Source organism: Acetobacter cerevisiae, from assembly GCF_001580535.1.
GTDB lineage: Bacteria > Pseudomonadota > Alphaproteobacteria > Acetobacterales > Acetobacteraceae > Acetobacter > Acetobacter cerevisiae.
The window spans coordinates 1-12743 of sequence record NZ_LHZA01000155.1; the positions used below are offsets into that span (position 1 = coordinate 1).

The window sequence follows — 12743 nt, forward strand, 5'->3', positions numbered from 1 at the left end:
CGCCAGTTTTCAACGGGATAGCCGCAAAATTAACGGCTTGGGGGCTCCCCAATCAGCTAAAACCCCACTTTTGGGCCCCAAGAAGGCTTAGGAATCATGGAAGCCAACAGGGCTCCGCCCTTCCTCTTTATATAAGAGAGACCGTTCTATGCCGCGCCCCTCTCCGTGCTCACGACTGTTCACGAAAAACGCGCCGCCTCGTCCCTGCCCCGCTTGAGGCGACCTTGACTATATGGAGCGTGCCACGATTTGTGCATGTGTGCAGGTTACACTGCCGCACAGTAACAGGTTGATGAGGCACCCGATGACGCAAGCAGAAATGACGGATCATGCCTCAATACAAGAGGTGTTATTTCACTGATGCGCGTTCTTTTCCCTTATATCGCACAGCCGCACCAAACCTTGCATTCTCTGCCGATTGCAATGGAAATCGCTAGCAGACACCCTGAAACAGAAGTCCATATTGCCTGCGCCACGCAAGCCCATCTGGATTATGCGCAATCCCTTGCGTCCTATTATCCGGAATCGAGAGCGAGCTTCGAACTTTTGCACCTCCCGAACCTGATCCGGGAGCGTGTTGAACGGCATGGGCACACCGTTTTTTCCCGGTTTGCGAGCCTTTTCTTCAACAAGAAATATTTCTCTACGTTTCAGGGCATCGTCGTGCCTGAACGCACATCGCTCTATTTAAGGAAGCTTGGTGTGCGCCAGCCCCGCCTGATCTGGACCCGTCATGGGGCGGGTGATCGGGCCATTGGCTTTGCCCGCGACGTCAAGAACTTCGACTATGTTCTTATGGCTGGCAAAAAGGTCGAACAGCGGCTTCTTGCTCAGGGGGCCATCCGCCCCGGCCACTATCATACTGGCGTTTATGCCAAGTTTGACATGGTGCGCCGGATGCGAAGCACGAGCTCCCGCCTGTTCAACAACAACCGTCCGACCATTCTTTATAATCCGCACTTCAATGCGCGCCTGTCCTCCTGGCCCAAAATGGGACTGAATATTCTCAGCCATTTTGCCAATCAGGATCGTTACAACCTCATTTTTGCCCCGCATTACCGGCTGTTCGATAATCGCCGGACCGAGGCAGCGCAGCTCAAGCGGGCTTTTGGCGGCCACTCTCATGTGATTGTGGATACGGGCAGTACCCGCAGCATTGATATGACCTATACCTCTGCGGCTGACCTGTATCTGGGGGATGCCAGTTCCCAGATTGCTGAGTTCCTTATCCATCCCCGCCCCTGCGTTTTCCTGAATGCTCACGACGTTGCCTGGCAGGGTGATGAGAACTACCGCTTCTGGACTCTTGGGCCCGTCCTGAACCAGCTGGAAACCTTCTCTGAGGACATTGAAGGCGCATTTTCTTCACATGATGCTTTCGTAAATCTCCAAAAAGACTATATACGCGACACGTTCGATCTCACGGGAGACGAACCAACCGCGCCGGTAGGGGCCGACGCTATTGTTGATTTTCTTCGAATGGCCAGCTGATGAACGTTATAAATCCTGCATCTTCACCTTCTAACGAAGAGGCCCTGCAGCCGGTTCCCACCGGTTCTGGTCAGCAGCGCCGTTATGGAGATTTTGCAACATTCCCCGAAGCGCTTGATTACGCTGCGCAGGGTGAAGCTGGCTTTAATATCTATTCCGGCCGAGGCGTTCTGCTGGAAGCGCTGCCGTATCGCAAACTGCGTGAGCAGGCGATTGAAACCGGCCTGCGCCTTTTGGGAATGGGCCTCCAGCCGGGTGACCGGGTTGCGATTGTCGCCGAAAGCGATGGCGATTTTGCACGCATTTTCTTCGGCTGCCAGTATGCTGGTCTGGTGGCGGCTCCCCTCCCCCTGCCCGTCGCTTTTGCCGGGAAAGAAACCTACCTGACCACGCTGCGCGGTATGATTACCAGCGCCGGGGCCAGTGCGGTGGTTATCCCGCAGATTATTGAAGGCTGGACCGACGATATCGTCAGCGGCATGGGACTGGCCTTTGCAGGCTCCCCCGCTGAACTGATGGAACGGCCTGTGCCGGACATGGCACTGCCGAACATTCACCCGGAAGCCCTGTCTTATCTTCAGTTCTCCTCAGGCAGCACCCGCTCCCCGATGGGTGTGTGTGTCAGCCAGCGTTCCGGCATGGCCAATGTGGCCCCCATTGCGCATGATGGCCTGTGTGTGCGGGAAACCGGCGACCGCTGTGTGTCCTGGCTGCCGCTTTATCATGACATGGGATTGGTCGGCTTCTTTCTGACCCCCATGACGTGCCAGCTGACGGTTGATCTGCTGCCGACACGCGAATTTGCACGACGTCCGCATGTCTGGCTGGATCTGATTAGCCGCAACCGTGGGACCATCGCCTACAGCCCGTCTTTTGGTTACGAGCTCTGCGCACGCCGTCCCGCCTCTGCTGAGTTGGATCTGTCCTGCTGGCGCGTTGCCGGGATTGGCGGCGATATGATCCGTCCGCACATTCTGAAAGAATTTGCCGAGCGGTTTGAAGCGGTTGGCTTCAACGCGAAAGCCTTTGTCGCCAGTTACGGTATGGCAGAAGCCACGCTTGCCATCAGCTTTGTGCCGCTGAATACCGGGATTGAGACCGATACGATTGATCTCCCGGCACTGGAAAATGACGGTATTGCCCGTGCGGCAACGGATCCTTCCACCCCGACCAGAACCTTTGTGGTCTGCGGCAAGGTTCTGCCCGGCCACGAGCTGGAAGTGCGGGACCCGGAAGGGCATGTGCTGGGTGACCGTCAGACCGGCACCATTTTTGTGCGTGGCCCGAGCCTGATGAACGGTTACTTCCGCAAGCCTGCCGACACAGCCCAAGTGCTGGATGAGGACGGCTGGCTGAACACGGGTGACCTTGGCTACATGCTGAACGGCCAGATTGTCGTGACCGGCCGCGCCAAGGATCTGATTATCATCAATGGCCGGAATATCTGGCCGCAGGATCTGGAATGGTCTGCTGAAAGCCATATCCCTGCCCTGCGCAGCCGCGATGTGGCCGTGTTCTCCATGGAAAAAGGAGAGCATGAGGAAATTGTGGCCCTCATCCAGTGCCGCGTAACCTCCCCGGAAGCGCGTGAAGCGCTGCGTGCAGAGGCCGCCAGCCTGTTCCGCCGCCTGCATGGCGTAGATGTGTCTGTGGTTCTGGTGCCGCCACATGCTCTGCCGCAGACGTCCTCCGGCAAACTGACACGCGCCAAAGCCCGCAAGATGTTCCAGACCGGCATGTTTGAACCGCAGCCTGAAGCAGCCTCTGCCTGCTGAGGCGGGAAAATAAGGATTTTAAAATGAGCGAAACCGTTGAAAGCGTGTCTGCGCTGATCATCCAGAAGCTTCTCGCCAATCCGAAAGTGCCGCGCGATATCGACGGCAACTGTAAGATCATGGACGATCTGGCCTTTGATTCTCTGGCAGTCATGAACTTTGTCATGGAAGTGGAAGACAGCATGGATGTCTCCGTTCCGCTCGACAAACTGGCTGATATCCGGACCATCAATGACCTTGCCGCCTGCGTTGTTGATCTGAAAAACAAAGGCTGAACACGCATGACGTCTATTTTTTCCAAATTTGACGGCATTGCAGGAGCTCTCGGCTCCCTGGTGGAAGCTGGCGGACGTAACCCGTTCTCTGTGGTGATCGAAAAGCCCGTCTCTTCCACAGTTGGTATCATTGAAGGCCGCGAGACGCTGCTTTTTGGCACTAACAACTATCTGGGCCTGAGCCAGTCCCCCCGCGCGATCAAAGCGGCTCAGGAAGCTGCGGCAACCTGCGGCGTCGGCACAACCGGCTCCCGCATTGCCAACGGCACGCAGTCTTTGCACCGGCAGCTTGAGCGCCGTATTGCCGATTATTTTGGTCGCCGCGACGCCATGGTGTTCTCCACCGGATATCAGGCCAATCTGGGCATGATTTCCACACTGGCGGGAAAAGACGATTATCTGATTCTGGATGCGGATAGCCATGCCAGCATTTATGATGGCAGCCGCCTGAGCCCTGCACAGGTGATCCGTTTCCGCCATAACGATGCGGATGACCTGTACAAGCGCCTGAAGCGTCTGGATGGCACCCCCGGTGCAAAGCTGATTGTTGTGGAAGGCATTTATTCCATGACCGGCAACGTTCCGCCGATTGCCGAGATGGTCGCCGTCAAGCGTGAAAGCGGCGCTTATCTGCTGGTTGATGAAGCCCACTCCTTTGGTGTGATGGGCGCACATGGCCGCGGCATTGCTGAACAGGCTGGCGTGGAAGCGGATGTGGACTTTATTGTCGGCACCTTCTCCAAGAGCCTTGGCACGGTTGGTGGCTACTGTGTGTCCGACCATCCGGAACTGGAACTGGTGCGGCTGAACTGCCGCCCTTACATGTTCACAGCGTCTCTGCCGCCGGAAGTCATTGCTGCCACCATGGCTGCTTTGGAAGACATGGCGGAACATCCGGAGCTGCGCACGCAGCTGATGGACAATGCTGCCCGTCTGCATGCCGGGTTCCATGGCCTTGGCCTGAATGCCAGCAAGCAGGTCAGCCCCGTGATTGCCGTCACTCTGGAAGAAATCGGGCAGGCCATTGTGATGTGGAACCGCCTGCTGGACCTCGGGGTTTACGTCAACCTCAGCTTGCCGCCCGCAACGCCGGACTCTCGCCCGCTGCTGCGTTGCTCTGTGATGGCGACACACACTGCTGAGCAGATCGACAAAGCGATTGCGATCTTCAAGCAGGCCGCTCTGGACGCTAACGCTCTTCCGGCAGCCGCCTAAGAGCGTTTGAAAGCCCCCTTGCGCCAGAGCCGCCAGAGCAACGGCGGTGCGGCCAGCAAGGGGTGCTTTTCTGCAAAGGGTGTCAGCCGCACCTTGATCCCGCTATGCCGTTCGATTTTCCACGCGGCGTAACGGGCCCCTCCGGTAAATGTATAAGCTGCCTTCATCAGGCGCAGGATATTCAACGGACGCCCTATGCGGCGCCGGACCTGCCATGCCTGCTCTTCCCGGAATTTCTGGGTGGGTGAGATCAGCGGTCTGACCTCTTCTCCCACCACTTCGTAAGACAGTCCCGCCACCTGCCAGCACGGCAGCAGCAGATCCCTGTAGCGGTCCTGATAGCTGGCGACGATCCCGGCCCCACGGCCTGCTTTTTCTACCCGGAGCTCTGTCTGGTAGGTCTGGCGATAGAGAGCGTTCCAGAAATCGTTCCGGCTGCCTTTTTCCGGACCGAGGAAGGCTGTCCAGCGAGCCGCCGTCAGGGTGGCGCGCATCACGCAGCGGCGTAATGTCTGGGCTGCCGCCGCATCACGCTGCCAGACAAGCCGCACGGGTTGAGAAAAACGCGCCCAGACCGTCGTATCCAACGCACTAAACCCGGTTAGCCTGCGGAACTGGGCAAGCGTCAGGATGGCGACTTTCGCGCGCAGAGGGCCCCCCTCAACAGTCAGCTCATGATATTCAACATTGGGAGGCAGGAGCGCGTTGGCCAGACAGGCCAGCCGGCTGCGTGGCCAATCCGATTGCTTACGCACGATCACGTAAAAATCGAGCAGCGTGTCCGTCTGAATGCCACCCCGCAGACCAGAACCGTAGAACAGCACGCCCAGTGGTTCGGCTGTGCCGACCATCTGTTCCACAAAATCCAGCACCGCAGGGCTGACGCGTGTTGTCAGTTCCTGCCGGATCTGGTCATCCAGAAAACGGGCGGCTTTGGCCTGTGTCGTGACGGTATGCAGTTCAGTTGGCTGCTGTTTTACCATGTCATGCCTGTAGGAAAGAAAGAATCGGTCCTGCGGAAATTTCCAGACTTTGCGCCGGTCCCGTTTCCAGAACCTCACCATCCAGCACGAATGACTGCTCCGTGTTGAGCAGAACCTGCCGGGCAGAACCGCTTGAATAGGTTGGGTCTGCCCGCAGCCATGCAGGGCTACGCCCACGCAACAGGCTCCAGATGGCCCGCATCAGTTTTTTGGGATTTGCGGCCACATCCAGATAGCTGATGCCTTCGTCCGCTCCACCCCCACGCCAGAACGGCCAGATGCCATGCGGCAGACAATGCAGCCCCGTGCACAGGAACAGGAAACGGTTGTGCGCTTCCAGCTCACCTCCGTTCAGGCCAAGTCCGACCGGCGTCCCATCCAGCCAGCTTTGCCGCAGGCGCGGCGTGATAATCTGCCGCAAGGTTTCCGCCAGCGTAATGAGCACAGCAGTATCGTGCGCATAATTTTTCAGGATGGCGGGCGAATGGGCAATTTCGATTCCACGCGTAAACGCACCCAGGCCGCCAAAAAAGCCCAGAACCGGTGCACGATCCTGCCCCGGCCAGGAGACAACCAGAGGCTGACGCTGCTTGACGTCTGACACCAGACGGTCTGAGCGGGCTCTGTCCTGAAGTCGCTGCAAAGCTTCCTCACCCCGCATGCCAAACCCGACGTCGGCGGCTATCAGATTTGTATTACCGGATGGCAGAACGGCGATCATCGGCAGTCTGTCTTTGGGGTAAGATGAGACGTACAGCGCGCTCAGCACATTGCCGACCGTACCATCCCCTCCGTCCACTACCAGACACCGCACGTCCTGCCGTGCCATGTCTTCTATGACGTCATGCAGTTCGGTCTGGGAGTCTGGCGAGAAAAACAGCGGCCCCAGAGTGCGGCGCGCGCAGTCCAGATAACGACTATCCGCCTTGAGATTGCGTCGGCTGCGGGAATTGTGAATCAAGACGAAACGATCGGGCACTCGGAAACTCTTGCTTTTGCAGATACGGTGCCAGCGCTTTTGCTCCGGCTTGTCGCGGTGGTATAATTAGAGTCCGCCCGCTTGTCACATACTGTCCTGTCAGGCCCCCTGCGCCGGAGACCTTCTTTCTTGCCTTCTTTTCAGATTGCGCACCTGTCCGACCCCCATCTTCCGCTGGCGGAATTCCCGGCTCTGGATGAAATTCGCTTCAAGCGTATCCTCAGCCTGCTGTCCTGGACATTAAAACGCCGCCATCTGCATAAAGCCGCCCCGCTGGCACGGGTGATGGACGATATCCGGCACTTTCAACCCGAACTGGTGGCGTTGACAGGCGATCTGACCAACCTTGGCCTTCGCTCCGAATTTCGCCACGCCCGCCGCTGGCTGGAAGAGCAGGCTTTGCCGCCTACCCTGCTGGTGCCGGGGAATCATGATGCGCTGATCCGCCAGAATGCTACCGGAAAAGCAGCTCTGTGGGCGGAATGGCTGAAAACGGACGCCAGCTTTCCTTCCCTGCTGGTGAAAGACCATATCGCCCTGATTGGGGTGAACACCGCGGTGCCAACCCGTCCATTTTTGGCCTCGGGCAAAATGGGAGCCGCGCAGGCTGAGCGCCTCCGTGCCGTCCTTCACAAAACCGGGCAAGAGGGACTGTGCCGGGTCGTGCTGATCCATCACCCGCCCGTGGCAAAGCTGGTCAGCCGCCGGAAGGGGCTGGATGATCTGGCACTGTTCCAGTCCATTCTGCGCGAGGCCGGGGCCGAGTTGGTGCTGCATGGCCACTCGCACCGCGCGACTCTCGCCTTCATTCCACACACGGATATTCCAGTTGTCGGCACGACGTCCGCCTCGCATAGTGCGGACAGCCCGGCCACCGCAGCCGGATGGAACGCCATTGCCGTCCATCCGCAGGCCGGACACTGGTCAATAACCGTGCGGCGGCGGGAACTTGGAACGGATGGCATCATGCGCGATGGTTTAACGCAAGTGTTCACGCCCCATCGCCTTTCCCCGTCAATCCGGCTATGACACCCCCCATGCCGAACCCGCCCCTGTTGCGCCGACTGCAAGCGTTCTTCACTCCAGGCACTCTGGATCGCTATCTGATTGCGCAGGTCATTCCGCCTTTTCTGGTCGCCCTCTCAGTCGTGATGGCCGCCCTGCTGCTTGAGCGGCTGCTGGTGCTGTTCAACCTGCTGGCCGCAGGCAACAACCATCTTGGCGTTTTTGTTGAGCTGCTGACCACTCTGCTGCCGCATTATCTGGGGCTGGCCATTCCGGCGGCGCTCTGCGTAGGCGTGTTCTCCATTATCCGGCGCATGAGCCAGAATGAAGAGATTGACGCCATTACCAGCAGTGGCATTTCTCTGGTTCGCATTACCCGACCCTATATTCTGATGGGGGCGTTACTGAGCTTTCTCGCCTTCCTGCTGTATGGTTTTGTGCAGCCGCATGCGCGGTATGACTTCCGGGCGACGTTCTACATGGCCAGCCACACCGGCTGGGCGCCCCGGCTGCAATCCAACATGTTTGCCAGCCCCTCGCCTACGCTGACCATTGTGGCAGATAACGTCACACAGGGTGGGTCCGATCTGCATGGCGTGTTTATCCGCGATACGTCTGACAATCAGGAACGCGATATTACCGCCCGGCACGGCCATATCCGGCTGGCTTCAGACAGTTCCGCCGTAGAAATTGATCTGGAAGACGGCACAATCCTGACAGACAACCATAAGAGCGTGCCGACCCTTACGACCTTTGACCATGCCACACGCCTGCTGACCCGCGCGAACCATATCACCCCCTTCCGTGAACGAGGCGAGGATGAGCGCGAGCTGACCTCTCCCGAGCTGGTCAGCCGGCTGATCCATCGGGATCCGTCGATCTCCCGCCCGCATATGCGCTCGGAAGTGCATTTCCGACTGGCGCGCAGCCTGACCATTCCGTTTATTCCGGCACTGGCGGCTGCCCTAGCCATCATGCGCAAGCGGCAGCGGAGCAGTGCCGGGCTGGTGCTGGCCTTTATCATCATGGTGGGGTTCGACCATATGCTCCAGTTCGGGCACAGCATGGTTGCCACAAAAAAAGCCTCTCTGCTGATTATCTGGGGGCCAGCCCTTTTCTTTGTCGCAATGAGTTCTCTGCTGCTTCTGTATAAGTCCGGCACATTTCAGACTCTCAAAGCCCGGTGGACGAGCAAACGACGCGCTGGGGCGAAAAACAGCCAGAAAGCCCTGCCTTGAAAACGCAGTCTCCCGCTCCGACCCACGTTCTCCTACGCTACCTGTCTGGCGTACTGTTCAGCCGTGTCATGTTCAGTTGCGCCATTCTGGTGGGCCTGATGGAAATTCTGGCTCTGCTGGAACAGACCACCCCTATTCTGCAGCGGCATCTGGGCGTTGCCGGTATTCTGACCTATGCGGGGATGCGGCTGCCGTTTCTGATGGCGGGAGCCCTCCCGCTTGGGGTGTTGATTGGTGCGCTGATCATGCTCACGCAGATGACCCTCGCCAGCGAGATGGCCATTCTGCAAGCCTCCGGGCTTTCCATGTGGGGCCTCTACAAGCGGCTCATTCCCGCCACGCTGATTATTGGCGTGATGGGCGTGGTGCTGGACGACCAGGTTACCCCCCGCTCCGAACAGGCTCTGGCCGCATGGTGGAACCGTACAGACCCTCACCCGGAAAATGGCCACGCCTTCTGGTTCCACGAAGGTGGGCGGATAGGCCGCGTGCACTATGTTGCGGATGGCGGCAACATGCTTTCCGGCCTTGATCTGTACACACGCACACCAAATGGCCTTTTGCATAAAGCCATGCATGCGGAACGTGCGGATTATACCCACGCGCATGGCTGGCAGCTGCATGCCATCACAGGCATTGAAGTCGATGGGAATAAAACGGCCAGACTGCCGGTCGAGGCCGACGCCGCCTGGCAGACAACACTGCATCCGTGGGACTTTATCCGCCTTTCGGCTGAAAATCCGCCCCTGTCTTCCGGCACCATTATCGGCATGTTGCGGGGGCGGCTGCCCTCCGATTCCAGCCCCGGCTTCCTGCAGGCGGGCCTGCTGGAACGCTTTCTACGCCCGGCGGCCATGATGGTATTGTTGTTGCTTGCCATGCCGGTAATCTATATTCCACCCCGAACAGGCACACGCAGTTGGGTCCCGGTCTGGTGTCTGGGGGCCGGTCTGCTCTTTATTATCGCGCAAGGGCTGTTACGGGCCATGGGCAATGCCGGACTTCTGCCCCCACCCGTTGCGACCATCCCCGGGTTGATCATTTTCACCCTGGGAGCGGCCACGGCGCTCCTGAGGAACGAGGCAAAATGAGCGGTACTCTGAATAATGCGACAATCCGCACAGGCCGGAGTTTTGATCTTGGCAAGATGAACCTCCGCCAGCTGTGGGTCGCCTATCTGACTTACCCGACCATCCTGCTGTATTTCGCACTGGTTATTGCCAGTGCTGCCCTGGCTACATGGTTTTTTGCCGGATGGGGCCCGACACTGATTTCCATTGTCGCGGTTATTCTGGTCTACCCGGTGGTGTGGTATCTGCTGCATCGCTACGTCCTGCATGGACGCACGCTTTATAAGATGAAATGGACGGCCGCCCTGTGGAAGCGCATTCATTTTGACCACCATCAGGACCCGCATCTGCTGGACGTGTTGTTTGGCGCACCTGTCACCACGCTGCCGACAATTGGTGTGATCACCCTTCCCATCGGTTATCTGATTGGGGGATGGGGGGCTGCTGCCACCGCCTTCGGCACCGGTGTGGCCATTACCTGCATCTATGAATTCTTTCACTGCATCCAGCATCTGAACTACAAGCCCCGTGCCGCATGGATCCAGCGGATGAAGGCGCGCCACGTGCTGCACCACTTCCATGATGAAGACGGCAATTTCGGCATCACCAGTTTTGTGGTCGACCGCGTCTTTGGCAGCTACTATCTGGACGCCAAGGCTCGCCCGCGTAGCCCAACGGTGTTCAATCTGGGCTACGACGTGAAGGAAGCGAAGCGCTTCCCGTGGGTGATGGACCTGACCGGGTCTCCCCCGCGTGACCGGCCCGACGGTGCCCGCCCGGAAGCCAAACTAATGCGCGACAACACCAGACACGCTGCATGAACACGACTCACGGGGCGCTGTCCGCCCTTATTCTGGCGGGCACACGCCCCGGTGCGCCGGACCCCATGGCGCAGGCTTGTGGCGTTTCCCACAAAGCGATTTTGCCCGTAGCCGGCACCCCTATGGTGCTGCGTGTCATCCACGCCTTGCAGGCAACACCGGGCATTGGGCGGATTGCCGTTTGTATCGACAATCCCGCCGTGCTGGATGGCTTACTCCCCTCTGATATTGAGATTGTTCCTTCCAGCCCGAATGGCCCCAGTGCCAGTGTGCTGGCCGGGCTGACGCAGATGGGCACACCCCTGCTCGTCACGACTGCGGACAATGCCTTGCTGCGTCCGGAATGGATTAGTGAATTTCTGGCTAAATGCAGCCCGCAAACGGATGTTGCCGCTGCTGTTGCACCGGAAGCCGTCGTGCTGCGCGATGTGCCCGGCACGCGACGCACCTTTATCCGGCTGGCTGATATGGCATTTTCCGGCTGCAACCTGTTCCTGTTCCGCACCCCGGCCTCCCTACAGGTGGCAGCACTTTGGCAGCGTGTTGAAAAAAACCGGAAGCATCCGCTGCGGATTGCCTGGCTGCTTGGCCCCGGCATTCTTCTGCGCGCAGTATGCAGGAAACTGACACGCGCCGCTCTGTGCAAGCGTATTGGCACGTTGAGCGGCACAACGGCGGAACTGGTACCGCTCTCAGATGGGCGGGCAGCCGTTGATGTCGATAAACCGGCTGATCTGGAACTGACGGAAAAGCTGATTGCTGCCGACGCCGCAGCGAACGCCTGATCCTGTCATGCGCATTGCCTACATTATCAATTCCACAGAAGGCGGCGGCGCGGCGTTCCCTGTGCCTGCCATTACCAGCGTGTTTCGCAACGCCGGGCATGAGGTTGCTGTCTTTGCACTGACGCGGCGTGATGGCCGGGCCATCAAACCCATGCGGGACGCGGGGCTGGATGTGCGGGTTCGGGACGGTGGTCGAAAAGATCATCTTGCCGCCCTGCTCTGGCTAAAACGCCAGATGGAGTTGTGGCAACCCACTCATCTATGGACGTCCCTGACCCGCGCGACTCTGCTCGGGCAGATTGTCGGCCAGAGGCGGGGCATTCCCATTGCCAGCTGGCAGCACTCCGCCCGGCTACGCCCCCCGAACGGCACTTTGCTACGCCTGCGGCGGAATGCCTCCTGTCTGTGGGTGGGAGATTCGCAATACGTCACGGATATCACCCGGCAGCAACTCCATATCCCGGTGGACCGCCTGCTCTGCTGGCCGATTTTCCATGCGCGGGCCAATGCCCCGCAATCCCGGCCATGGCAGCATGGGGAGCCAGTGCGCCTCGGCTCTCTGGGGCGGCTGCATCCCGTTAAAGGGTTTGATACGCTTTGCCTCGCACTGGCCCGGCTTCAGCAGGCCCAGCGCATTCCTCCTTTCCATCTGACACTCGCAGGAGAAGGGGAAGAGCGTCCGGCGCTGGAAGCCCTCATTCGGGAAAACGGACTGCAGGAGCATGTCTCCCTACCCGGCTTTTGTGAGAATACTGGCCAGTTTCTGGCCGACCAGCATCTCTATCTTCAGCCATCGCATTGGGAAGGCTTCTGCATGGCGGCGCATGAGGCCATGCAGGCAGGCCTGCCGGTGATTGCCTCCGCCGTTGGAGAGCTCACCCATTCCATCCGTAATGGGGAAACCGGCTGGACCGTGCCGCCTAAAAACCCCGACGCACTGGCCACAGCCCTCGCAACAGCCCTCGCCCAGCCGGAACAACTGGCCGGTATGGGTCAGGCAGGACGTCATTATGTCCTGACCCATTTCAGTGAAGAGGCCTTTACCCATGCGGGTGAGGTAGCCCTGCATAAACTTGCAGCGCTGACGACCTGATAAGTCGGACGCA

The 12743-nt window shown here is 59.0% G+C and carries 12 protein-coding genes; 10 read left to right on the forward strand and 2 right to left on the reverse strand.

The window, feature by feature from the left end; genetic code table 11:
- Positions 1 to 360: 360 nt before the first annotated feature.
- The 4 genes from AD928_RS11590 to spt are packed head-to-tail and all read left to right on the forward strand — an operon-like array spanning position 361 to position 4756.
- Entirely contained in the window at positions 361 to 1491 is a 1131-nt protein-coding gene (locus AD928_RS11590; RefSeq protein ID WP_062250721.1) for a hypothetical protein, read from the forward strand.
- A complete protein-coding gene (locus AD928_RS11595; protein WP_062250723.1) occupies positions 1491 to 3266 on the forward strand; it encodes a fatty acyl-AMP ligase in 1776 nt (591 codons plus the stop codon). The genes AD928_RS11590 and AD928_RS11595 overlap by 1 nt, the downstream gene beginning before the upstream one ends.
- Before the next feature lie 23 nt (positions 3267 to 3289).
- The gene (locus tag AD928_RS11600) at positions 3290 to 3541 is read left to right on the forward strand and encodes an acyl carrier protein (protein ID WP_025826965.1); all 252 of its coding nucleotides are present in this window, start codon (positions 3290 to 3292) and stop codon (positions 3539 to 3541) included.
- A 6-nt stretch (positions 3542 to 3547) separates the two neighbouring features.
- Positions 3548 to 4756 carry a serine palmitoyltransferase gene (gene spt, locus AD928_RS11605; RefSeq protein ID WP_062250725.1) on the forward strand — a complete coding sequence of 403 codons (1209 nt, stop codon included), beginning with the start codon at positions 3548 to 3550 and terminating at the stop codon, positions 4754 to 4756.
- Here the strand turns inward: spt and AD928_RS11610 are convergent.
- Positions 4753 to 5739: a hypothetical protein gene (locus tag AD928_RS11610; protein ID WP_233420060.1), complete on the reverse strand. Its 987-nt coding sequence runs from the start codon at positions 5737 to 5739 to the stop codon at positions 4753 to 4755. The two genes, spt and AD928_RS11610, sit on opposite strands and share 4 nt — an antisense overlap.
- A 1-nt stretch (position 5740) precedes the next feature.
- On the reverse strand, positions 5741 to 6718 hold the full coding sequence (locus tag AD928_RS11615; RefSeq protein ID WP_062250727.1) for a diacylglycerol/lipid kinase family protein: 978 nt from the start codon (positions 6716 to 6718) through the stop codon (positions 5741 to 5743).
- A gap of 129 nt (positions 6719 to 6847) precedes the next feature.
- On the opposite strand from AD928_RS11615, the gene AD928_RS11620 reads away from it, so the two are divergent.
- Genes AD928_RS11620 through AD928_RS11645 form a run of 6 tightly spaced genes read left to right on the forward strand, consistent with a single transcriptional unit; the run spans position 6848 to position 12730 of the window.
- Positions 6848 to 7747, forward strand: a complete 900-nt coding sequence (locus tag AD928_RS11620) for a metallophosphoesterase family protein (RefSeq protein WP_233420061.1) — start codon at positions 6848 to 6850, stop codon at positions 7745 to 7747.
- Positions 7744 to 8961, forward strand: coding sequence for an LptF/LptG family permease (locus AD928_RS11625; protein ID WP_062250729.1), 1218 nt, complete (start codon positions 7744 to 7746; stop codon positions 8959 to 8961). Before AD928_RS11620 ends, AD928_RS11625 begins: the two co-directional genes overlap by 4 nt.
- The gene (locus AD928_RS11630; protein ID WP_062250731.1) at positions 8958 to 10052 is read left to right on the forward strand and encodes an LptF/LptG family permease; all 1095 of its coding nucleotides are present in this window, start codon (positions 8958 to 8960) and stop codon (positions 10050 to 10052) included. Before AD928_RS11625 ends, AD928_RS11630 begins: the two co-directional genes overlap by 4 nt.
- Entirely contained in the window at positions 10049 to 10852 is an 804-nt protein-coding gene (locus AD928_RS11635) for a sterol desaturase family protein (RefSeq protein ID WP_062141856.1), read from the forward strand. Before AD928_RS11630 ends, AD928_RS11635 begins: the two co-directional genes overlap by 4 nt.
- Positions 10849 to 11637 (forward strand): nucleotidyltransferase family protein, encoded by a 789-nt coding sequence (locus tag AD928_RS11640; protein ID WP_062250733.1) that lies wholly within the window; start codon positions 10849 to 10851, stop codon positions 11635 to 11637. Before AD928_RS11635 ends, AD928_RS11640 begins: the two co-directional genes overlap by 4 nt.
- Before the next feature lie 7 nt (positions 11638 to 11644).
- On the forward strand, positions 11645 to 12730 hold the full coding sequence (locus tag AD928_RS11645) for a glycosyltransferase (RefSeq protein ID WP_062250853.1): 1086 nt from the start codon (positions 11645 to 11647) through the stop codon (positions 12728 to 12730).
- Positions 12731 to 12743 lie beyond the last annotated feature (13 nt).